Origin of the sequence: Flagellatimonas centrodinii, assembly GCF_016918765.2 — a bacterium.
GTDB lineage: Bacteria > Pseudomonadota > Gammaproteobacteria > Nevskiales > Nevskiaceae > Polycyclovorans > Polycyclovorans centrodinii.
This window is the reverse complement of record NZ_CP092104.1, coordinates 2,454,089-2,475,893: the sequence shown is the minus strand read 5'-3', so window position 1 is coordinate 2,475,893 and position 21,805 is coordinate 2,454,089. Positions and strand designations below refer to the sequence as shown.

Here is a 21,805-nt window from a genome sequence, read left to right as displayed (position 1 = left end):
GGAAACTTCCGTAAATGTGATCGGCCACGGCCCTGACCTCCCCCGTCTTGAACGACATTCCGTTATCGGCGCTGTTCGCGCTTCTGCTGGTCCTTCTGCTGTTGTCGGCATTTTTCTCCAGCTCCGAGACGGGGCTGATGACGCTCAACCGCTATCGGCTGCGCCACCGCGCGAAACAGGGTGATCGCGGCGCGCGGCTGGCCTGGTCCCTACTGCAAAGACCGGACCGTCTGATCGGCACCATTCTGCTCGGCAACAACTTCATCAATGTGCTGGCGGCATCGGTGGCAACGGTGATCGGTCTGCGACTGTTCGGCGATGACGGTATCGCGATCGCCACTGGCGCCCTGACCCTGTTACTCCTGATCTTCGGCGAGGTCACGCCGAAGACCATGGCGGCGCTGCACCCCGAGCGCATCGCCTTCCCGGCCGCCTACGTGTTGTGGCCACTACAGCGGCTGCTCTACCCGCTGGTGTACGCCGTCAACCTGGTCAGCAACGCCATCCTGCGGGGGTTCGGCGTCTCTCCCGAAGATGCGGCGGAGCACAACATCAGCTCCGAGGAGCTGCGCACCATCGTCGCCGAAGCCGGCGCCATGATTCCCCAGCGCCACCAAAAGATGCTGTTGTCGATTCTCGACCTGGAAAAGGCGACCGTGGAGGACATCATGGTGCCCCGCAACGAGATTCTGGGCATCGATCTGTCCGAGCCGTGGGGTGATATCCGCAGCTCAATCATCGAGAGCGAGCATACCCGCCTGCCCTTGTACGACGGCTCAATCGACCAGCTCAAGGGGGTGCTTCACCTGCGCCGCGTGGTGCGGCTGGCTGCCGACAACCAACTCGACGCCAACAGCTTGATGTCCTTGGCGCGGGAGCCCTACTTCATCCCCGAGGGGACTCCCCTCAACCAGCAATTGCTGAACTTTCAGAATCAGAAGCGCCGGATTGGCTTCGTCGTCGACGAGTACGGCGACATTCAGGGGCTGGTAACCCTGGAGGACATCCTCGAGGAGGTCGTCGGAGAGTTCACTTCAGATCCTGCCACCCGCCTGAAGAATGTCTACGCGGACGACGATGGCAGCTTTCGGGTGGCGGGCAATGTCACCCTGCGCAGCCTCAATCGCAATCTGGGCTGGAAGCTGCCGATCAGCGGCCCGAAGACGGTCAACGGGCTGCTGCTGGAGCAGTTGGAGAGCATTCCCCAGACCGGCAAGAAGGCGCGCATTGCCGGCTATGAGTTCGAGATCATCGAGGCGCGCTCGAACGCGGTGAAGGCGGTTCGCATCCGCCCGGCAACCTGAAACCGGCTATCACACCAGGGCGATCGCCTGTTCAAGCCGGCTCACGGCCATGACCTCAATGCCCAGCTTGGCCGATTTTCGCGGTTTGTTGGCCTCCGGCACGATGGCGTGGGTGAAGCCTTGTTTAGCTGCTTCCAACAGCCGCTCCTCGCCCGCCTGAACCGGTCGAATTTCGCCCGCCAAGCCCACTTCGCCAAACACCACCCAGCCCGTCGGGACCGGCCGCCCGCGCATCGACGACAGCGCAGCCAGCAATAGCGGAAGATCGGCCGCAGGCTCCTGTATCTTCATGCCGCCGACGACGTTGGCAAAGACATCCTGATCACCCAGCGCCACCCCGCCATGCCGGTGCAACACCGCCAGCAGCAGATTCAGCCGATTGCTCTCCAACCCCAGGGTCACCCGTCGCGGCGTGCCCAGCAGGGACCGGTCAACCAGCGCCTGGACTTCCACCAGCATCGGCCGGCTGCCCTGACGCGTCACCGTGACGACGCTACCAGGGACCGGCTGTGCGTGTCTGGACAGGAACAGCGCTGAGGGGTTGTTGACCTCCTTCAACCCCCCGTCGGTCATCGCGAACACCGCCAGCTCATTGACAGCCCCGAACCGGTTCTTGACCGCCCGCACGATCCGATAGCGGCTCCCTTCGTCGTGCTCGAAGTACAGCACCGTGTCGACCATGTGTTCGAGTACCCGAGGACCGGCGATCGCCCCTTCCTTGGTGACGTGTCCGACCAGCACCACGGCGGTCTGGCTGCGCTTGGCATGGCGCACCACCTGGGCGGCACACTCGCGCAGCTGGGAAACGCTTCCAGGCGCGGAGTCGAGCGCATCGGTGTACAGCGTCTGGATCGAATCGAGCACGACGAAGCCCGGCTTCTGTGCCTCGATCTGTGCCAGCACCGCCTCGACCCGGGTTTCCGCCAGCACCGGCAGGTCCATTCGCGGCAGCCCCAGTCTCTCGGCACGCAGGCGCACTTGTGTGAGCGATTCCTCACCGGTGACATACAGGGTGCGGTACAAACCCTGCATATGCGCCAGCAATTGCAACAGCAGGGTCGACTTGCCGATGCCCGGATCGCCGCCGATCAGGGTGACGCCGCCCGGCACCACACCGCCGCCGAGCACCCGGTCCATCTCGGCAGACCCGGTGGAGGCCCTCGGGACATCGGCCAACGAGACCTGGTCGAGCTGCTCCACCGCCGAACCTGCCACCAGCGGCGCAAAACCGCTTCGACGCGGCCCCGCCGCCTCCACCTCGACCAGGGTGTTCCACTCGCCACAGTCGCCACATTGCCCCGCCCATTTGGGGCTGGCGGCGCCACAGCGCTGACAGACATACTGGGTTCGCGTCTTCGCCATTTGTGCGGGCCGTCAAAACCGTTAGGATTCGGGGACACTATAAAGGGGAGCCGCGCGTGAAAGCCTCGGTATGGTCGAAAGACTGGTTTGCAGCGCTGGCATTTGGGATCGGATTCGCACTGGTGGCGGGGCTCGTCGCCGGGGATGCCTTTCAACAGGTTGAGCGGGCCGCATACGACGTCGGCGTGCGCGCGCGTGATCGGGCGCCCTCCGACCGCATTGCGGTGATCGCTATCGACGACGAGTCGATTCGCAATCTCGGGCGCTGGCCGTGGCCGCGGGAACTGCAGGCCGACATGATCGACCGCTTGCGCGAGAGCAAGGCGCGCGCCATCGGCAGCACCGTCTTCTACAGCGAGCCCCAGGAACCCGCTGGTGAAGCCACACTGCGAGGGTTGGCCGAAACCCTGCAACGCTCGTCACTGACCACCGACATCCCCCAGGAGATTGAAGTCTTCGGCATCATGCTCGACGATCTGGCACTGCAACTGCCGGCAGCGGCGGGGATTGCCGAAAGCTGGCGACAGTCGGCGCTGGTCAACCAGTATCCCGGCGCGCTCAACGCGCTGGAAACAGCCCTGCAGCAGGCGCTCGCGACAGAATCGGGTGACGCCCGGCTGTCCCGGGCGATCCGCGATTTCGGCCGGGTGTTGCTCCCCATGAGCTTCACCCTGGGGCGCCCGCATGGTCGTCCTGACGCACCACTCCCGCCGTACGTCAGCAGCGCCCAGCTGACACAGGTCAGCGACCGGATCGGGGCACGGGCAGCCGGCGACCTGCCGCTGCCGACACAGTCGGCACAGCCCCCGGTGATGGAGCTCGGCCAGGCGGCTGCGGCGGTCGGATATCTCAACACGACGCTGGACAGCGACGGCGCCGTACGCTTCGAGCCGCTGGTGCTCAGTTACTTCGATGCACTGTTTCCGTCGCTGGCGCTGCAGCTCGCGGCAACCGCACTCAACCTTGGCCCGGAGGACATTGAAGTGCGGCTGGGCGAAGGCGTTCAGCTCGGCGGTTTGCGCATCGACACCAGCCCGCGTTTGCTGCTGCGCACACACTTCTATCGTGACCGCGACGATCGCCCGGCCTTCCCGGTGTACTCGTTCTATGACGTCCAGGAAGGCAAGATCCGCCCCGAGAACTTTGCCGACAAGATCGTCCTGATCGGCGCCACCGCGCGCGGCATCGGCGACACCTTTCCGACGCCCGTTTCACCCGCGATGGCACCCGTTCTGCAGCTGGCCCACAGCGTTTCAACACTGCTGCAGCTTGACTATTACCAGCGTCCCGCATGGGCGCCCTGGGCGGAACTGGGCGTCTTCGCGGTTCTGCTGCTGTGGCTGGCATTCGGGGTGCCAGCCCTGTCCGGCACCCTGGCTGCAGGGGTGACGATCGCCCTGGCGGCCTTGCTGCTGGTTGCCCAGTACTCGCTGCTGACCACCAATGCAGTGTGGCTGAAGCTCGCCCTACCCGCCCTTTTCGTGGTGCTCGGTCACGGTGTCATGCTGCTCAAGCGCTTCAACCTGACCGAGCGCCTGAAACAGAGCTCTGAAGTCGAAGGCGCCGAATCGAACCGTATGCTGGGCCTGGCCTTCCAGGGTCAGGGACAGTTGGACATGGCGTTCGAGAAATTCAAACGGGTGCAGCCGGTCGACGACAAACTGCTCGATCTGCTCTACAACCTGGCGCTGGACTTCGAGCGCAAACGGCAGTTCAACAAGGCCGAGAACGTCTATCAGTTCATCGCCGGCCAGAACCGGGACTTCCGTGACGTGCAGCAGAAGCTGGGCCGCGCCCGCAAGCTGTCGGAGACCGTGATCATCGGCGGTGGCGGGTCGTCGCACGCCGGCGCCACCCTGCTCCTGGATGCCACCCAGCAGATCGAAAAGCCGATGCTGGGGCGCTATCAGGTCGAAAAGGAGCTCGGAAAGGGTGCGATGGGGATCGTCTATCTCGGCCGTGACCCGAAAATCGGTCGTCAGGTCGCGATCAAGACCATGGCGCTGACCCAGGAATTCGAACCCGACGAGCTGGCGGGTGTGAAGGAGCGCTTTTTCCGTGAAGCCGAGACCGCCGGGCGGCTGTCACACCCCAACATCGTGCAGATCTTCGATGCTGGTGAGGAGCATGACCTGGCCTACATCGCCATGGAGTTCATCCACGGGCACGACCTCACCCGCTACACCAAACCGAATGCGCTGCTGACGCCAGCAGAAGCAATCCGCTTCGTCGCCGACGCCGCCGATGCATTGGATTATGCCCATGGCAACGGCATCATCCACCGGGACATCAAGCCCGCCAACATGATGCTGGTGGAGAGCAGCCGGACGCTCAAATTGATGGACTTCGGTATCGCACGCATCGCCGACTCTTCCAAAACCAAGACCGGCATGGTGCTCGGCACCCCCAGCTACATGAGCCCGGAGCAACTCGCTGGCAAGCGGGTGGACGGTCGGTCCGACCTGTTTTCGCTGGCCGTCACGCTGTATCAGCTATTGAGTGGCGGCCTGCCGTTCCAGGCCGATTCCATGGCAACGCTGATGTTCAAGATCGCCAACGAGCCCCATGCGCCGTTGGCCGTGGTCTGTCCCGGGCTCCCCGGGGGCCTCAGCGAGGTGCTGGACCGGGCGATGACCAAGGACCCGGAGCTTCGCTACCCGCGGGGGGCCGAACTGGCCGCTGCGCTGCGGCCGTTGCTGGCGAACCTGGGCTGATCACCGCCCATGGCGCTGAAGGACAAACTGACCGTGGCCATGCGTACCGATGTTGGTCGGGTACGCGGCAACAACGAAGATGCCGTCGCCGACGATGCCGACCTTGGTCTGATCGTGCTGGCCGATGGCATGGGGGGCTACAACGCCGGCGAAATTGCCGCCGGCCTTGCCATCGCCACCATTCTCGACAGCGTGCGACGAGCCTGGCCCGCCCTTCGGGCAGGCGAGATCGATGTCGCCAGCGGCTACTCGGTCGAAACCTTGGCACTCCGCGACGCCATCACACTGGCCCACAACACCATCTTTCAGGTCGCCCAGTCACAACCGCAGTGCGCCGGCATGGGCACCACGGTGGTCTGCGCCGCCTTCCATGATGACCGGGTGTCGATCGCCTATGTCGGCGACTCCCGGCTCTACCGGTGGCGGGATGGTCGTCTGGAGCAAATCACCCGCGACCACTCGTTGCTGGAAGAGTTGGTGGCCCGCGGCCATTACAGCCGCGAGGATGCGACCCGCCTTGTCCGCAAGAACATCGTCACTCGGGCGCTTGGCGTCGAGGAACGGGTCGCCGTCGATGTGCTGGAGGAACCGGTGGAAGTCGGCGACATTTTCCTTGCCTGTTCCGACGGGCTCAGTGATATGGTTCCCGATGAGGGGATCGCCAATATCCTTTCGACGTCGGGTACCGTGCTGGAGATGACGGCCAATGCACTGGTGGACGCCGCACTGGCCGCCGGCGGTCGTGACAATGTGTCGGTGATTCTGCTGCGGGCCGATGCTTCATTCGCTCGCGGTCGCCGTTGGTACGAACGTTTGCTGGAGTGGTTCTGAGTAGCCACCCGCTATGAATACTTCTTGCAACCACAGACCAGGTTGATACGCGCATGGGCAAGCTCATCCTCACCGACGGCAATGGCCAGTCCCGGGACATCCCGCTCGACAAGGAGCGCATGACCCTCGGGCGACATCCCGACAACGATATCGTGCTCGACGACCGTGCTGCGTCCGGTCGACATGCCGCGATCATCACCATCCTCGACGACAGCTTCCTGGAAGACCTGCAGTCGACCAACGGCACCCTGGTCAACGGGCAGCCGATCAGCAAGCACCCGCTGAGCAATGGTGACGTCATCACGCTGGGCCGCCACACTCTGCGCTATGAGGGAGGCGCGGCACCGGCCGCCGAGGACGACTTCGAGAAGACCATGATTCTCAAGCCGGGCCAGTTCGGCGCCGCATTCGATGCGCAGGTGGCAACGGCGACGGCAGGAACCGAACCCGGTGCCCCGACCGCGAGCAAGCCGATCCTCGGCAAGCTCCAGGTCACCAGCGGCGGCAATGCAGGCAAAGAACTGGAGCTGTCGAAGGCGTTGACCACCATTGGCCGCCCTGGCGTACAGGTCGCCGCGATCACCCGTCGAGTGGATGCCTACTACATCGTGCATGTCGGTGGCAGTCGTGACGGCCAGCGCCCCCGAGTCAATGGGGCGGAAGTCGGCTCCACTGCACAACGCTTACAAGACGGCGACCAGATCGAACTTGCCGGCACCGAGATGCGGTTCATCGTGGTGACCTGAACGCGTTTGCGCCAGGGTCTGCACTCAGGCGTCGGTGTGAACGAAACGGACCCGCTGGGTCAGGCCGCAGAACAATTCATAGGCGATGGTGCCGGCATGGGCAGCAATGGCTTCGGCCGGCAGGCCCGGACCCCATAGCCGCACCGGGTCACCCACCGCAGCGTGGGGGCAGGTTCGCAGATCCACCGTCACCATATCCATCGACACCCGCCCGGCCATCGGCACCGTCGTGCCGCGAATCTGCAGCGGCGTCCCGTTCGGGAGGCTCCGCAGGATGCCGTCGGCATAACCCATCGCCACCACGCCCACCGGCATGCGCTCAGGGCAGCGGTATGCCTGACTGTAGCCGATGGTATCCCCCGCCTCGAACTCGCGTACCGCAATCAGCCGACTCTCCAGGGTCATCGCAGGCCGCAAACCCAGCGCCTGTGAAGTGCGATCCGGCAACGGGCTGGCCCCATACAGGGCCAGCCCGGGGCGCACCCAGTCCAGCCGCGCCTGAGGCCAGGCGATCAGCCCGGCCGAGTTGGCAACCGACCGCGGCCCCGGCACCCCCACAAGCGCTGCCTCGAAACGGGCAATCTGCTCCAGAGTAAAGGGATTCTCGGTCTCGTCGGCCGAGGCCAGATGGGTCATCCACCCGGCCAGGGTCCACCCGGGGTGCGCGGCAAGGGTGGCCTGCAGCCGCGGCACGTCCGCCAGAGGGAACCCCAACCGATGCATCCCGCTGTCGAGCTTGAACCACAGCGTCACGCGGGCCTGCGGCCCGAGTTGGTCAAGGATATCGAGCTGCCAGTGGTCGTGCACCACCACCACCAGCTCCTCATACACCGCCAGCGCCGCCTCTTCCCGCGAGATGATGCCCTCAAGCACGGCGATGGGGGTGCTGATCCGCGCCTGCCGAAGTCGTATTGCCTCCTCCATGCAGGCCACCGCGAGGCAGTCAATGCCGGCCGCCGCCAGCGCTCGAGAAACGGGCACGGCGCCATGGCCGTAGCCATCGGCTTTGACGGCCGCCATCACCCGGGCGCCGGGCGCCATCTGGCGGACCACCCCGAGGTTGTGCCGGATCGCCGACAGATCGACCGTCGCGGTGACGCGGGGAATCACGGCGCGAAACCGTCGTCGTAGCCCTGAGCGAGGTTTTCGAACCGGGTGTGCTGGCCGAGAAACGCCGTCCGTATCGTCCCCAGCGGTCCGTTACGCTGCTTGACGATGATGATCTCCGCGGTGCCCTTGTCGGGCGATTCCTTGTTGTAGACCTCGTCGCGGTAAATGAACATGACGAGATCAGCATCCTGCTCGATGCCTCCGGATTCACGCAGATCACTCATGCGGGGGCGCTTGTTGTCGCGTTGCTCGACACCACGATTGAGCTGGGACAGCGCAATCACCGGCACCTCCAGTTCCTTTGCCAGCGCCTTCAAACTGCGGGAGATCTCGGAAATCTCGTTGGTGCGGTTCTCGCGGGTGCCGGGCACCTGCATGAGCTGGATGTAGTCGACCACAATCAACTGGATGTCATGGCGCATCTTCATGCGTCGGGCGCGAGCCCTCAGCTCGAGCGGCGATAACGCCCCGGTCTGGTCGATATAGAGCGGGGCTTCACGGATCAACCCCCCCTGGCTGACCAACCGATCCCAGTCGCGGTCCTCAAGGTCACCACTGCGAAGGCGGGTCATATCAATGCGGGCGAACGAGGACAGCATACGCAGCCCCAACTGTTCTGCAGGCATTTCCATCGAGAACACGGCCGCCGCCTTGCGCTCGTAGAGCACCACGTGCTCTGCGATATTCAGGGCCAGCGAGGTTTTGCCCATGGACGGTCGGCCTGCCAGGATCACCAGGTCTCCCGCGTGCAAACCGGTCGTCATGCGATCAAGCTCGGTAAAGCCGGTCGACAGTCCGGCGACGCTGCCTTCATTGGCCCGCAGCAGTTCGATCTTGTGCTCGACCTTCGTCATGATCTGCGCCATGTCGAAATAGCTCGACTGGGCATGTTCGGTGCGATTGCGGATGGCAAAGACCTTCTGCTCCGCCTGGTCGATCAGCTCTGGCGGTGGCCGCCCGTCCGGGCGATAGCCGAAATCGGCGATCTCCCCACCAGCCGTGATCAGACTCCGCAGCACCGCACGTTCCCGCACGATATCGGCATAGGCCAGCACATTGGCGGCGCTGGGGGTGTCGTTGGCCAGGCTGCCCAGATACGCCAACCCGCCGGCAGCCTCAAGCTGGTTCCGATTGCGCAGGTATTCGCTGAGGGTGACGAAATCGCAAGGCCGGTTATTGTTGACCAGTTCGGCAATCGCCTTGAACAGCAGCTGATGATCTTCGCGATAGAAATCTTCAGCAGTAAGACGGTCGGCGATATCGTTCCAGGTGCGGTTGTCCAGCATGAGGCCGCCCAGCACGGATTGCTCGGCCTCAATGGCGTAAGGCGGCAGCTTAGGGTCAGTTGACATCGGGGCCTGTCGGCGTATTACGGGGTCTTCAACGAAAACGGCCCGCTGCGCAAGCAGCGGGCCGTCCAGTTTACGCGAGCCGGTCGGCTTCAGTCGGCAGCGTTGGCCGACCGCTGGGACTCGACCACCACCGCAATGCTGGCCTCGACTTCGGAATGCAGCGAGACCGCGACGTCGAAACGGCCGATCTCGCGGAATGGCGTCACCAGGTCGATTTCGTTGCGATGCAGGTCGAGACCGTCGGCAAGCGCCGCCTCGATGATCTCGGTGACGCCCACTGACCCGTAGAGCTTGCCTTCTTCCGATGCCAGAACGCGGATGGTCAGCGTCTTGCCAACCAGGGTCTGCGCCCGCACCCGAGCGGCGTTGAGGCTATCCGACGCCTTCTTCACCAGCTCGCTCTTGCGTGCCTCAAAAACCGCCTTGTTGCCTTCGGTAGCCGGCAGCGCCTTGCCCTGCGGCAGCAGGAAATTGCGACCATAACCCGGTGCGACCTTCACGGTTTCACCGAGGTCACCCAGCTTCTTGATCTTCTCGAGCAGAATCACTTCCATGAGGGCGCTCCTTACTCGTGCTTGTCGGTGTAGGGCAACAGCGCCAGGAAGCGCGCGCGCTTGATCGCGGTGTTCAGCTGACGCTGATAGCGCGACTTGGTGCCGGTGATACGGGCCGGAACGATCTTGCCGTTCTCACCCACGTACTGCTTGAGCGTGGCGAGATCCTTGTAGTCGATCTGGTCGACGCCTTCGGCGGAAAACTTGCAAGACTTCTTGCGACGGAAAAAGGCTGCCATTCTTATTCTCCAGAGCTGTCGTCAGCGTTGTCGTCGTCCCCGCCTTCGGCGGTCTCGGCGACCGGGCGGCGCTCAGTGCGCTCCGGCTTCTTTTCTTCTTCCTGTTCCTTGAACAAAGGAGAAGGCACTGTCACGGCGGCATCCTTGCGGACGATCAGACGGCGCAGCACGGCGTCGTTGAAGCGGAAAGCGCCCTCGATCTCGTTGAGGGTGGCTTCGTCGCATTCGACGTTCAGAAGCACGTAGTGGGCCTTGTGCGCGTTGAGAATGGGATACGCCAGCTGGCGACGGCCCCAGTCTTCGAGACGATGTACGGTGCCACCATTGGTGGTCACCATGTTGCTGTAACGCTCGGTCATTGCCGGAACCTGATCGCTCTGGTCCGGATGCACCATGACCACGATTTCGTAGTGACGCATGGAATCTCCTTGTGGACACGCCCAAGGGCGCGGCTTCCCGCCCAATGCGGTGAAGCAAGTGATTCACGCCCGGGCGGGCGCGAAGGGCGCGGATTATGTCGGCCGCACGGGCCGATTGCAAGCTGCGAGCTGGCGCTGACGCCAGGCTTCGTACAGACACACGGCCGTCGCGACCGAAACATTAAGACTTTCGGCTTTGCCGGTCATGGGAATCCGTACCAGTCGATCACAGCGCTCACGGGTAAGCCGCCGCATGCCATCGCCCTCTGCGCCCATCACCAGCACCGTCGGCCCAGTCAGGTCAGCCTCAAAAAGCGTCTGCTCGGCTTCACCGGCCAACCCCGTCAACCAGTAGCCCAGGGTCTGTAGGCGTTCCAGGCTGCGGGCCAGATTGGTGACAGCGATCACCGGCACCCGTTCGGCACTGCCTGCCGCCGCCTTGCGAGCGACTGCGGTCAGGCTGGCGCTACGGTCTCGTGGGATGATCACGGCATCTACACCCACCGCTTCGGCCGTGCGCAGGCAGGCCCCAAGGTTGTGCGGGTCCTGAACACCATCAAGCGCCAGCAGCAGACGTTCGGGGGTCGCCGGCCGCTCCAGCGCCGCCTCCCCCTCGAATCGTTGTGGCGGTAATTGCGCCATCACCCCCTGATGACGCAAGCCGGGCTGCTTGAGATCCATTTCGCCGCGCGAACAGCGCTGAACCGGAATCTGCAACGCCGCCGCCGCTGCCAACACCCGGCGCGCACGATCATCGTTGCGACTGTCGAGCAACCAGATCTGGCCGGGCTTTTCGGCCGCGTCTTCGAGGGCCGCGAGGACGGCATGGAAGCCGCCGATGATGAGGTCTTGAGATGCCATGCGCGAAGTGTAGCCTGAGCCCAAAACCGACAACGGGGCCCGAAGGCCCCGTTGTCGGTACCGCGAGACCTCAGCCGCCGAGGTAGGGCGGCGGCGTCCAGGCCTGGTTTTCCTGCCCTTCGATAACCGGCTTGATGATGATGTCGACGCGGCGATTGCGTGCCTCGTTGACATTGTCACCAGTCCGAATCAGCAGCTCACGCTCACCACGACCCTCTTCCCGCACGCGGCTGGGCGGAACGCCCTGGCTGGCGAGGAAGGTCGAGACGGCTGCCGCGCGTCGTTCCGACAGGCTCTGGTTGTACTGGGCACTGCCGGTGGAATCGGTGTGGCCCACCACATGAATCACCGTCTTGTCGTAGTCCTTCAGGACATTGGCGATCTTGGCGAAGGTGTTCAGGGCGCCAGACTGCAGCGTGGCACTGTTGGTCTCAAAGCTGATGTCGCTGGCAACGCCGATCTTCAATGCGTCACCGGACAGCTGCACGATCTGCAGTTCGTCGCGCGCGGCTTCAGCCGCTAGCTTCTGCTCCAGCTCTTTACGCTGCTTGTCCATGTAGTTGCCGGCAGCACCGCCCGCGAGGGCACCAACGACGGCCCCAATGTAGCGGCCCTTGTCACCATCGACCTGATGGCCGGCGACGGCGCCAAGCACCGCACCAATGGCGGCCCCGCGCTTGGTGTCGCGGTTCGGATCACTGGCACAGGCACTGAGTCCGACAGCGGTCGCTGTCACCAATACGACGGAAAGATGTCTGATGTGCGTCATTTGCGCTTCCTCTTGTTGCCCCTGGGCGATGGGCGAGATTGTTCTTTATCGAGCTTAACATCGGATGAACCCCCGGCCATCGGCAGCAGCTCGAGGTCGATCTTGCGTTCGTCGAGATTGACCCGGACCACCTTGATTCGCACCGGTTGCCCGAGCGCATAAGTCTGTTTGCTGCGGCTTCCGACGAGGCGCTGCCGCGCCGGATCGAATTCATAGTAGTCGTTGCGCAGGTTGGAAACATGCACCAGGCCATCGATGTAGAGGCCGTCGAGCTCGACGAACAGACCGAAGCTGGCCACGCTGGTGACTGTGCCGTCGAATTCTTCGCCAACGCGATGGCGCATGAACTCACACTTGAGCCAGGTGGCGACATCGCGCGTTGCCTCATCGGCACGGCGCTCGGTCATCGAGCAATGTGCACCCGCCGCCGTCATTTCCTGCTCGCTATAGGCAAAGTCCGCGACCTTGCGGCGCTCGATCGCATGGGCAATGCCCCGGTGCAGCAAAAGGTCCGGATAGCGGCGGATGGGGCTGGTGAAATGAGCATAGTGCGTCAGCGCAAGCCCGAAATGTCCGGCATTGCCCGGCTCATAACGTGCCTGCATCAAGGACCGCAGCATCAAGGTCTGCAGCACCTGAGTATCCTCGCGCCCCTGGGCGCTGGCGAGCATGGCGGCGTAGTCCGAGGCCTCCGGCTCGGCACCCCCCCCAAGCTTGAGGCCGCGAACCGCCAACAGGTCCCGCAAGGTCTGCACCTTCAGGGGATCGGGCTTCTGATGGATACGATACAGCGTCGGCAGCTTGGTCTTCTCGATGTAGCGACCCGCTTCAACGTTGGCCGCGATCATGCATTCCTCGATCATCCGATGGGCACGGTTGCGGGTGACCGGCACAATCGCCTCGATCTTGCGCGCCTCGGAAAACACGATCTTGGTCTCGGTGCTGTCGAAATCGATCGCGCCGCGTCGCTGACGGGCGGAAAACAGGGCATCGAACATCCCTGACAGCGTCTGCAAGGGCTCCATCAGGGGCCCCATCGCCTGGGCCGCCGCTCCATCGGGCTGCGCCAGGGCGGCGGCGACATCGTCGTAGATCAGCCGGGCATGTGAACGCATGACGGCGCGGTAGAAACGCGACTGCGCCACCTCGCCGTCTGCCAGCACCCGCATCTCGCAGACCATGCACAAACGGTCGACCTGAGGGTTCAGCGAGCACAGCCCGTTTGAAAGCTTTTCCGGCAGCATCGGGATCACTTGCCGGGGGAAGTAGACCGAGTTGCCCCGCTCGAATGCCTCCCGGTCAAGTGCGGTCCCCGGCACCACATAGGCTGATACATCGGCGATGGCTACCCACAATCGCCAACCGGTCGGCGTCTTGCGCGCATAGACAGCATCATCGAAGTCGCGGGCATCTGCCCCGTCGATCGTTGCCAATGGGAGATCCCGGAGGTCTACGCGCCCCTCGCAATCCTGCGGGCGCACGGTATCGGGGATGGCGGCCACTTCGCGCTCCACCGCCTCCGGCCACTGGTGAGGAAGGTTGTGCGCACGCACCGCGACCGCGATCTCCATGCCCGGAGCCAGATGGTCCCCGAGAATTTCAGTGACACGGCCGACCGGCAGCGTCCGCCGGCCCGGCGGCTCGATGATGTCGGCCATCACCATCTGGCCATGCTCGGCACCGGCCAACGCGTCCTCCGGAATCAACAGGTCATGCTGAATACGGGGATGATCCGGGATGACGTAGGCAATACCCTGGTCGACATGAAGACGGCCAACGATGCTGCGACTGGCGCGCTCCAACACCTCCACCACGATGCCCTCGGTGCGCCCGCGCTCATCCTGAACCCCAGGGCGCACCAGCACCCGGTCGCCATTCATCAGCTCGCGCATCTGCCGCGGCGGCAGGAACAGGTCGCCGCCACCGGCATCCGGCACCAGAAAGCCGAAACCGTCGCGGTGCGCCTGCACCGTACCGGGAATCAGGTGCATCGACGTCACGGGACCGAAGGCTCCACGACGATTCTGCGCCACCTGGGCGTCACGCGTCATCGCCCCCAAGCGCTTGCCGAGGGCATCTTGCTGCGACAGCTTGCCGAGCCCGAAATGACCGATCAGCTCGTCGACCGTCATCGGCCCATCGGCCGCACCCAGGACCTCAAGGATCAGCTGACGGCTGGGAATGGGATCTTCATAGCGTTGCTGTTCGGCTTCAAATGCCTGGTCTGCAGCCTGCCAGGCGGGCGCCCCGCCACGTGGCGTGCGCGACGGCGCGATGCCGGCCTTCTCGACCTTGGATGCGGGGCCCTTGCGACGGGGACGATCAGACGTTGGAGGCTGCTTTTTTTTCATTGACTTTTGAGTTTCGGGTGGACACAATGCGCGCCCTGTCGACGTGACAACCACGTCGGATGCTGCTCATGCCGAGATGGCGGAATTGGTAGACGCACCAGTTTCAGGTACTGGCGGGTAACACCGTGGAGGTTCGAGTCCTCTTCTCGGCACCAATTGAAAAACCCGGCCTCGTGCCGGGTTTTTTGTTGCCTGAAGGACTGCATGAGCGGCACCTTACACGATTGCGGTGAGGCTTGCGGCGATGTTCGCCGGTTCAGGACTTGACGCCCGCCGGCGGTGGCATCGACGCCGGAATGAACAGGTCCTCCATCAGCGGCCCGTCGCCGGCCTTGACCCGATAGCCCGACAGATCGGTCACGCCGACCGAGGCGAGCACTTGATCGTCGATGCAATGCTGGCCACTGAAGCTGCGACTGTCGCGCGTCAGGATCACGTGGGCAGCATCGGCCATGATCGCCGGTGTTCGCGCTTGATCGACTACACCGCTGGCACCCGGAATCGCCTGCAACGCCGCTGTCGCCACCAGGGTCCGGGGCCACAGCGTATTGAAAGCAATACCGTCGCGACGGAACTCTTCTGCCATCGCCATGGCATAAAGGCTCATCGAAAACTTGGCGAGCGTGTACGCCGCGTGCGGTGCAAAAAAGGCCGGATTCAGGTCCAGCGGCGGCGACAGATTCAATACGTGCGGGTTGGCGGACCGACGCAGATGCGGGATGCAAGCCCGCGAGACAAAGAAGGTGCCACGGGCATTGATCTGGTGCATCAAATCGTAACGCTTCGGTTCGGTGGCGAGCGTGCCACTGAGGCTGATGGCACTGGCGTTGTTGACGCAAATGTCGATGCCGCCGAAGGTTGCAACCGCCGCCGCCACCGCCGCCTCGATCTGCCCGGCATCGCGGATGTCACAAACGACCGGCAGTGCCCGACCTCCGGCGGCCTCGACGGCTTCGGCCGCCGAATAGATCGTGCCCGGCAGTTTTGGATTCGGGTCAGCGGTCTTGGCAGCGATGACAACATTGGCGCCATCGCGCGCCGCGCGCTCGGCGATGGCCAGTCCGATGCCGCGGGAGGCGCCGGAAATGAAGACGGTCTTGCCTGCAAGGCTACGCATCCGATTCTCCTGTAATCGCGCCCGGACGTCAGGCTGCGCGGTGGTGCACGATGCCGTCGGGGCTCAATCGAACGGGTTCTGCAGCACGATGGTGTGGACCCGGTCCGGACCCGTGGAAACCATGGCTACGGGGGTGCCGGTCACTTCTTCGACACGACGCAGATAGCGCTGTGCATTCACGGGCAACCCGTCGAAACTCTGGATGCCGAAGGTACTCGACCGCCACCCCGGCATCACTTCATAGACCGGTTCGATTCGTGCAAAACCGTCGGCACCGATCGGCGGCACTTCAACCGCAATGCCATCGACCCGGTATCCCACGCACAGGTGAATTTCGTCGAGCTCGTCGAGCACGTCGAGTTTGGTCACACACAAGCCACTGACGCTGTTGTTGAAGATCGACCGGCGGGCGGCAACGGCATCGAACCAGCCACAACGTCGCGGCCGCTTGGTCACCGTGCCGTACTCGGCACCCTTGTCGCGCAGTTGCTGACCGAGGTCGTTGTCCTGCTCGGTCGGAAACGGCCCTGAGCCGACACGGGTGGCGTAGGCCTTGACGATGCCCAATACATAGTCAAGCTGACGCGGACCAACGCCGGTTCCGGTGGCGGCACCACCGGCGGTGGTATTGGACGAGGTGACGAACGGATAGGTCCCATGGTCAATGTCGAGAAGCGCCCCCTGCGCCCCCTCGAACAGCACGTTGTCGCCGGCGAGCAGATGCTGTCGCAGCATTTCGGTGACGTCGGCGACCATCGGCCGCACGATCTCTGCGTAACGCAACAGATCGTCCAGAGTCGCCTGGAAGTCGACGGGTTCTTCCTTGTAGTAGTGCTGAAGCACGAAGTTGTGATACGCCAGAAGCTCACCGAGCTTGGCGGCCAACAGCTCACGCGAGAAAAGGTCGCCAACACGGATCGCTCGCCGAGCCACCTTGTCCTCGTAGGCGGGGCCGATCCCCTTGCCGGTCGTGCCGATCTTGGCTTCGCCGCGCGCAAGCTCACGCGCCTGATCCAGGCGCGCATGGACCGGCAGTACCAGGGGCGCCGCCTCGGAAATTCGCAGCCGGGACCGCACTTCGGCGCCGGTGGCTTCCACCTTCTCGATCTCACTGATCAATGCGGTCAGTGACAACACCACCCCGTTGCCGATCAGGCATCCCACGCCCGGACGCATGATGCCGCTGGGAATCAGGTTGAGCGCAGTCTTGACGCCGTTGATGACCAAGGTATGGCCGGCATTGTGACCGCCCTGAAAACGCACCACCGCCTGCACCCGGTCGGTCAGCAGGTCAACCACTTTGCCCTTGCCCTCGTCCCCCCACTGCGCACCGATGACGACAACGGACTTACCCATGTTCCTGCTCCAGATACGTTGAGGGCCTGGCCCTCGCTTCGAAAAGTTTGAGGCAGCCGGCCGCGCCGGCGACGTCACACTCAGCCATGCGCCGTCCCCAGTCTCAACAGCTCATTGAGGTCAGCGGAAAAGCCGGTGGCAGGTCGTGGGGCACCGAAGGCACCGCCAACACCATCGTACCGGCCGCCACGCGCAAGTTCGCGTCCGAAGCCGGGGGTAAATGCGGCGAACACCAGTCCTGTCTTGTAGCGAAATCCGCGTAGTTCAGCGAGATCGACGTGAACCGGCGGAGCCGGTCGGCGCTCGGTCAACACTGTTGCCACCGACTCCAGCAGCGCCAGTGCGTCCATCGCGCCCGATCCTGCGGGCGCCAACACCTGACGCGCACGTGCAATCACGGTGGTGTCCCCATGCAGGTCAAGCAGGTCAAGCAGCATCGCCGCACCGGCCTTCGGGAGCGACATCGCTGCCAGCCAACGTTCGAGATCCGGGCGCGACTTGCGCTGTACCAGATCGAACACGATGAGTTCGTCCGCTGTCGAAAGATGCAGTGATTCGATGACCGCACGGTAGACCCCGACGTGCCCAAGGTCGACGTGCGCCTCGGAAACACCTGCCAGCTCCAGCGTCTCCAGCATCAGGGTCAGCGCCTCGATGTCCGCATCTATGCCCGCCTCTCCGAAGATCTCACAGCCCACCTGTCGTGGCGAACGACTTCCGCCCAGGTGCTCAGACTGCGCCCGCAGCACAGTCCCCAGATAGCAGAGGCGGACCACGGCCTGGTCCGCATAGTGGCGGGCCGCAATACGTGCCGCCTGCGGCGTCATATCAGCCCGCAGGCCCAGCAAACGACCGGACAGGGGGTCAATCAGCTTGAAGGTCTGTTGGTCCAGATCCTGCGCGGTGCCGGTGAGCAGCGAATCAAGATGTTCGATCAGCGGCGGCTGGATCAACTGGTAGTCACGGCCGCGAAAGTGATCCAGCAGACGACGACGCAGATCCTCTAGCGCCCAGGCCGCAGGGGCCAGGGACTCTTCGACGCCTTCCGGCAGCATCCAGCGTTGTTGGCTCATGAGAAATTCAACAGGATGACGCCCGCGCCGATGAGCAGGAACCCCACAGTTCGCAGGGCTCGGTCACCGAGACCGACGATATGAATCAAAGCCTGGCGCCACCGGCCAGGAGCAACAAACGGCATCAGCCCCTCGATGACCAGTACCAGCGCGAGGGCCCGCAGCAGTTCGGCCCAGTCCACCGTCGGCCCAGGTCAGCGTGAAGGGTTGAAGTAGCGGAAAAACTCCCCTTTAGGCTCGAGCACCAGCATGTCGTCGCCGCTGCTGAAGCTGTCACGGTAGATATTGAGCGACCGGTAGAACCGGTAAAACTCGGTATCCCGACCGTAGGCCTGGGCGTAAACCTCGGTTGCCTTGGCATCGCCTTCACCGCGGAGCGTTTCAGCCTCCTTGTAAGCCTGCGCCAGAACCACCTGCGCCTCGCGATCAACATCGGCCCGGATGCGTTCGCCCTCTTCGGCGCCGCGGGCACGGAGGTCGGAGGCGACCCGTTTGCGCTCCGCGCGCATGCGGTCGTAAACAGACTCACTGACCTCGGTCGGCAGATCAATACGCTTGACCCGCACATCCTTTAGCTCGATGCCGAGATCACGGATGTTCTCACCGGCACTTTCCATCACCGCCTTGGTGATCTGGTCGCGCTCCCCCGAGACCGCCTGCTGGATCGTCAACGAGCCGAATTGGTCGCGCATGCCACGGTTGACGATGGAGGAAAGGCGATCCGCCGCGACCAGGCTCTGGCCACCCGTGGCACGGTAGTAAGCAGCGGCATTGTCGATCCGCCACTTAACGTAGTAGTCGACTTGAACGTTCTTCTTCTCCGAGGTGAGGAAACTCTCGGTATCGCTGTCGAGCATCAGCAGACGACGATCAAATTTGCGAACGTCCTGGATGAACGGAATTTTGACATGCAAGCCGGGCTGGAAATCGGTGCCCTGGAACTCACCCAGCTGGAGAATCACGGCGCGCTCGCGCTCATCAACGACGAAAAAGGCATTGCTGAGCGTGACGAGCGACACCAGCGCAATCGCCAGCCAGACCATGGAGGTATTGTTCATGAGTTCGTCCTATCGTGAGCGGTCGCGATCACGGGAGGGATCGCGCGTCAGCGATGGCACCGATGGTGCGGTCACTGCGCTGCTGCCCGATGATCCGGTTGAGGGCGCCACGGCACCTCGCGTTGTACCGCCCGCACGATTGAGTTGATCCAGCGGCAGGTAGAACATCGGGGCATTGCTGTCGACATCCACCAACACCTTGCTGGTGCTGCCGTATACCTGACTCATCGCGTCCAGGTACAGACGCTCGCGGGTTACCTGCGGCGCCTGACGATATTCAGTCAACAGCGACGAGAATCGGGAAGCATCACCTTCCGCCTTGGACACCACCTGCTCACGGTAGGCCTTGGCCTCCTCCACCAGGCGTGCCGCCGCACCGCGCGCTCTTGGCAGTCGATCGCTTGCATAGGCCTGCGCCTCGTTAACCAGACGCACCTGGTCCTCGCGCGCCTTGATGGCGTCATCGAAAGCACTCTGTACCGGTGTCGGTGGCTTCGCCGTGCGCAGGTTCACTTCCGTCACGAACAGACCTGCCTGGTAGTCGTCGAGCTTCTCCTGCAGCAGTTGTTTGGTGCGATCCGCAACCTCCTGACGGCCGCCGGTGATGATGTAGTCCATCTCTGACGTGCCGACAACCTCACGAACAGCCGACTGCGTCGCCTGCCTCAGGGTCCGGTCCGGTTCGGCAACTGAAAACAGATAGTCCTCAACATCGGACAGGCGGTACTGCACGGTAAGATCCAAATCGACGATGTTCTCGTCCTGGGTGAGCATGGTCGATGACTCGGAAATCGACCGCACGCCGGTAACGTTGACGACTTCAACCTGCTCCACCGGCCACGGCACATGCCACCGCAGCCCGGCCTCGTTGGTCTTGACGTATTCACCGAATCGCAGCACGACACCCTGCTGCTGCTCATCGACCACGTAAAAGCCCGAAAGCCCCCACAACACCGCCAGACCGGCCGCCAGCAGGGTGACCAAACCCTTGGGCACACCCCCGCCTGCCGAGGGGCCGCCATCACCACCACCAGAACCGCCGTTGCCACCTTTGCCCATCAGCCGTCCTTTCAGACGCTTCACGAGTTCGTCGAGGTCGGGCGGTCCACCACCCCGCTTGGGGCCCTGATTCCACGGGTCACGATTGGGGCCGGGTTCATTCCAAGCCATGGGAGATGCATCCTTTGTTGATTCTGCGGAAGACCGCATTCGACCGCGGAGAAGCGACGTCGTTCGGTCGAAAAAATGATTGAATAATCAGGCTATTTTACGCCTTCGCGCTCCCAATCCTCAACTTCGCCCGGCGCGGGAGGCGGTGTCACACCTGCAGCCTCACAGAGGCCGCGGAGGCGGGGGTAGTCCATCTCCACCTGCAGCTGGAAAGCCCCCTGGTCGTCAAGCACCTCAGCTCGCACGGCCCGGTGCGCGAACAATTGCGCGCGCAGCCGGCCGGCACGCGCCGGAACCCTCAGTGAAAACGCCTGATGACTGTCTGGGGTCAGTCGCTCGGCAATCGCCTCACGCAGCGCCCCGATTCCGGTGACGGAGAGTGCCGACACCGAAACCCGATGAGGCCTGCCTTGCGCGTCCCGCTCGATGCCAGGCAGCCGGTCAGGCTGCAAGTCAATCTTGTTGAACACCTGCAGGGTGGGCACGGTATCGGCGCCGATCGCCTCCAGCACTTCGTTGACCTGCTCGACACGCGCCATCCGCTCAGGATCGCTCACATCAATGACATGCAACAGCAGGTCGGCCTCGCGAGCTTCTTCGAGCGTCGCCCGGAAGGCCGCCACCAGATCATGCGGAAGGTCCCGGATGAAGCCCACCGTGTCGGCCAGTACCGCCTGGTCCACCGTCGGCAGACTCAGCTTGCGAATGGTGGTGTCGAGGGTGGCGAACAATTGCCGTGAGGCGAAACTGTCGTCGGCCGTTAACGCATTGAACAGGCTTGATTTTCCAGCATTCGTATAGCCGACCAGAGAGACCACGGGCGTCTCGTTGCGCTGCCGCGCCCGCCGGTTCTCGGCACGCCGGCCCCGCACCGCTTCAAGATGACGCTTGAGCGTCGCGATACGGTCGCGAATCATCCGCCGGTCGAGCTCCAGCTGGGTCTCGCCGGGCCCCCGCAGGCCAATGCCGCCGCCACGTTGCCGCTCGAGGTGGGTCCACCCTCGTACCAGCCGGGTCGACATGTGCTGCAGCTGCGCCAACTCCACCTGCAGCTTGCCCTCGTGAGACCGCGCCCGCTGGGCGAAGATATCGAGGATAAGGCCACCACGGCCCACCACCCGACACTTCAGCAGGCGTTCGAGGTTGCGCTCCTGGCTCGGTGACAGATCATGGTTGAAGATCGCCAGTTCGGCCTGCTGCTCGGCGACGCTGGCGGCGACTTCCTCGGCCTTGCCACTGCCGACGAACAATCCGGGATCCGGTTGCCGACGGCTACCGCCGATCACCGACAGCACCGAGGCGCCGGCAGCGTGCGCCAACTCGATGAACTCCTGACGATCCGATGCGTAATCCGCGCCCGGCAGTTCCAGATGCACGAGAACCGCCTGCTGCCCTGATTTCGGCCGTTCAAACATGCCG

20 protein-coding genes and 1 tRNA gene are annotated in these 21,805 nt (G+C 63.6%); 5 read left to right on the top strand and 16 right to left on the bottom strand.

Translation table 11 applies throughout. The features are described 5' to 3' along the window. The first annotated feature begins 47 nt into the window (after positions 1-47). The gene (locus JN531_RS11680; protein ID WP_228349041.1) at positions 48-1,304 is read left to right on the top strand and encodes an HlyC/CorC family transporter; all 1,257 of its coding nucleotides are present in this window, start codon (positions 48-50) and stop codon (positions 1,302-1,304) included. 9 nt (positions 1,305-1,313) lie between these two features. On the opposite strand, the gene radA is transcribed toward JN531_RS11680, so the two are convergent. After that, complete coding sequence (gene radA / locus JN531_RS11675) at positions 1,314-2,666, bottom strand: DNA repair protein RadA (RefSeq protein WP_228349040.1); 1,353 nt, start codon at positions 2,664-2,666, stop codon at positions 1,314-1,316. Positions 2,667-2,722: 56 nt separating this feature from the next. On the opposite strand from radA, the gene JN531_RS11670 reads away from it, so the two are divergent. The 3 genes from JN531_RS11670 to JN531_RS11660 are packed head-to-tail and all read left to right on the top strand — an operon-like array spanning position 2,723 to position 6,957. Further along, a complete protein-coding gene (locus tag JN531_RS11670) occupies positions 2,723-5,380 on the top strand; it encodes a CHASE2 domain-containing serine/threonine-protein kinase (protein WP_228349039.1) in 2,658 nt (885 codons plus the stop codon). Positions 5,381-5,389: 9 nt separating this feature from the next. Beyond that, entirely contained in the window at positions 5,390-6,211 is an 822-nt protein-coding gene (locus JN531_RS11665; protein WP_228349038.1) for a Stp1/IreP family PP2C-type Ser/Thr phosphatase, read from the top strand. Between the two features lie 53 nt (positions 6,212-6,264). Continuing rightward, complete coding sequence (locus JN531_RS11660) at positions 6,265-6,957, top strand: FHA domain-containing protein (RefSeq protein ID WP_228349037.1); 693 nt, start codon at positions 6,265-6,267, stop codon at positions 6,955-6,957. Positions 6,958-6,981: 24 nt separating this feature from the next. On the opposite strand, the gene alr is transcribed toward JN531_RS11660, so the two are convergent. The 8 genes from alr to rnr all read right to left on the bottom strand — a co-directional run bounded on the left by alr (position 6,982) and on the right by rnr (position 14,612). Next, complete coding sequence (gene alr / locus JN531_RS11655; RefSeq protein ID WP_228349036.1) at positions 6,982-8,067, bottom strand: alanine racemase; 1,086 nt, start codon at positions 8,065-8,067, stop codon at positions 6,982-6,984. Continuing rightward, the gene (dnaB, locus tag JN531_RS11650) at positions 8,064-9,419 is read right to left on the bottom strand and encodes a replicative DNA helicase (protein WP_228349035.1); all 1,356 of its coding nucleotides are present in this window, start codon (positions 9,417-9,419) and stop codon (positions 8,064-8,066) included. The genes alr and dnaB overlap by 4 nt, the downstream gene beginning before the upstream one ends. 89 nt (positions 9,420-9,508) lie before the next feature. Then, entirely contained in the window at positions 9,509-9,973 is a 465-nt protein-coding gene (rplI, locus tag JN531_RS11645) for a 50S ribosomal protein L9 (protein ID WP_228349034.1), read from the bottom strand. A gap of 11 nt (positions 9,974-9,984) precedes the next feature. Beyond that, on the bottom strand, positions 9,985-10,212 hold the full coding sequence (gene rpsR / locus JN531_RS11640) for a 30S ribosomal protein S18 (RefSeq protein ID WP_228349033.1): 228 nt from the start codon (positions 10,210-10,212) through the stop codon (positions 9,985-9,987). Positions 10,213-10,214: 2 nt separating this feature from the next. Then, positions 10,215-10,631, bottom strand: a complete 417-nt coding sequence (rpsF, locus tag JN531_RS11635) for a 30S ribosomal protein S6 (RefSeq protein WP_228349032.1) — start codon at positions 10,629-10,631, stop codon at positions 10,215-10,217. Between the two features lie 93 nt (positions 10,632-10,724). After that, entirely contained in the window at positions 10,725-11,492 is a 768-nt protein-coding gene (gene rlmB, locus JN531_RS11630; RefSeq protein ID WP_228349031.1) for a 23S rRNA (guanosine(2251)-2'-O)-methyltransferase RlmB, read from the bottom strand. 70 nt (positions 11,493-11,562) lie between these two features. Beyond that, a complete protein-coding gene (locus JN531_RS11625; protein WP_228349030.1) occupies positions 11,563-12,261 on the bottom strand; it encodes a YiaD family glycine zipper/OmpA-like lipoprotein in 699 nt (232 codons plus the stop codon). Next, positions 12,258-14,612, bottom strand: a complete 2,355-nt coding sequence (gene rnr / locus JN531_RS11620; RefSeq protein ID WP_228349029.1) for a ribonuclease R — start codon at positions 14,610-14,612, stop codon at positions 12,258-12,260. The genes JN531_RS11625 and rnr overlap by 4 nt, the downstream gene beginning before the upstream one ends. Before the next feature lie 70 nt (positions 14,613-14,682). Between rnr and JN531_RS11615 the strand changes: the two genes are divergently transcribed. Beyond that, a tRNA-Leu gene (locus tag JN531_RS11615) sits at positions 14,683-14,767 on the top strand. A 101-nt stretch (positions 14,768-14,868) separates the two neighbouring features. Here JN531_RS11615 and JN531_RS11610 read toward each other — a convergent pair. From JN531_RS11610 to hflX, 7 genes are all read right to left on the bottom strand, one after another. After that, a complete protein-coding gene (locus JN531_RS11610) occupies positions 14,869-15,729 on the bottom strand; it encodes an SDR family oxidoreductase (RefSeq protein WP_228349028.1) in 861 nt (286 codons plus the stop codon). 63 nt (positions 15,730-15,792) lie between these two features. After that, positions 15,793-17,085 (bottom strand): adenylosuccinate synthase, encoded by a 1,293-nt coding sequence (locus tag JN531_RS11605; RefSeq protein ID WP_228349027.1) that lies wholly within the window; start codon positions 17,083-17,085, stop codon positions 15,793-15,795. Positions 17,086-17,165: 80 nt separating this feature from the next. Beyond that, on the bottom strand, positions 17,166-18,158 hold the full coding sequence (locus JN531_RS11600) for an ATP phosphoribosyltransferase regulatory subunit (protein ID WP_228349026.1): 993 nt from the start codon (positions 18,156-18,158) through the stop codon (positions 17,166-17,168). Beyond that, complete coding sequence (locus JN531_RS11595) at positions 18,155-18,340, bottom strand: DUF2065 domain-containing protein (protein WP_228349025.1); 186 nt, start codon at positions 18,338-18,340, stop codon at positions 18,155-18,157. Before JN531_RS11595 ends, JN531_RS11600 begins: the two co-directional genes overlap by 4 nt. 12 nt (positions 18,341-18,352) lie before the next feature. After that, a complete protein-coding gene (gene hflC, locus JN531_RS11590) occupies positions 18,353-19,201 on the bottom strand; it encodes a protease modulator HflC (protein WP_228349024.1) in 849 nt (282 codons plus the stop codon). A 24-nt stretch (positions 19,202-19,225) separates the two neighbouring features. Beyond that, positions 19,226-20,386: an FtsH protease activity modulator HflK gene (hflK, locus tag JN531_RS11585; protein WP_228349023.1), complete on the bottom strand. Its 1,161-nt coding sequence runs from the start codon at positions 20,384-20,386 to the stop codon at positions 19,226-19,228. Between the two features lie 92 nt (positions 20,387-20,478). Then, complete coding sequence (gene hflX / locus JN531_RS11580) at positions 20,479-21,801, bottom strand: ribosome rescue GTPase HflX (RefSeq protein WP_228349022.1); 1,323 nt, start codon at positions 21,799-21,801, stop codon at positions 20,479-20,481. Between the last annotated feature and the right edge of the window lie 4 nt (positions 21,802-21,805).

Coding starts and splice junctions, on each gene's coding strand:
- radA (WP_228349040.1), bottom strand. CDS start 2,666: ATGGCGAAGACGCGAACCCAGTATGTCTGTCAGCGCTGTGGCGCCGCC.
- JN531_RS11665 (WP_228349038.1), top strand. CDS start 5,390: ATGGCGCTGAAGGACAAACTGACCGTGGCCATGCGTACCGATGTTGGT.
- JN531_RS11660 (WP_228349037.1), top strand. CDS start 6,265: ATGGGCAAGCTCATCCTCACCGACGGCAATGGCCAGTCCCGGGACATC.
- dnaB (WP_228349035.1), bottom strand. CDS start 9,419: ATGTCAACTGACCCTAAGCTGCCGCCTTACGCCATTGAGGCCGAGCAA.
- rplI (WP_228349034.1), bottom strand. CDS start 9,973: ATGGAAGTGATTCTGCTCGAGAAGATCAAGAAGCTGGGTGACCTCGGT.
- rpsR (WP_228349033.1), bottom strand. CDS start 10,212: ATGGCAGCCTTTTTCCGTCGCAAGAAGTCTTGCAAGTTTTCCGCCGAA.
- rpsF (WP_228349032.1), bottom strand. CDS start 10,631: ATGCGTCACTACGAAATCGTGGTCATGGTGCATCCGGACCAGAGCGAT.
- rlmB (WP_228349031.1), bottom strand. CDS start 11,492: ATGGCATCTCAAGACCTCATCATCGGCGGCTTCCATGCCGTCCTCGCG.
- JN531_RS11625 (WP_228349030.1), bottom strand. CDS start 12,261: ATGACGCACATCAGACATCTTTCCGTCGTATTGGTGACAGCGACCGCT.
- rnr (WP_228349029.1), bottom strand. CDS start 14,612: ATGAAAAAAAAGCAGCCTCCAACGTCTGATCGTCCCCGTCGCAAGGGC.
- JN531_RS11610 (WP_228349028.1), bottom strand. CDS start 15,729: ATGCGTAGCCTTGCAGGCAAGACCGTCTTCATTTCCGGCGCCTCCCGC.
- JN531_RS11605 (WP_228349027.1), bottom strand. CDS start 17,085: ATGGGTAAGTCCGTTGTCGTCATCGGTGCGCAGTGGGGGGACGAGGGC.
- JN531_RS11600 (WP_228349026.1), bottom strand. CDS start 18,158: ATGAGCCAACAACGCTGGATGCTGCCGGAAGGCGTCGAAGAGTCCCTG.
- hflC (WP_228349024.1), bottom strand. CDS start 19,201: ATGGTCTGGCTGGCGATTGCGCTGGTGTCGCTCGTCACGCTCAGCAAT.
- hflK (WP_228349023.1), bottom strand. CDS start 20,386: ATGGCTTGGAATGAACCCGGCCCCAATCGTGACCCGTGGAATCAGGGC.
- hflX (WP_228349022.1), bottom strand. CDS start 21,801: ATGTTTGAACGGCCGAAATCAGGGCAGCAGGCGGTTCTCGTGCATCTG.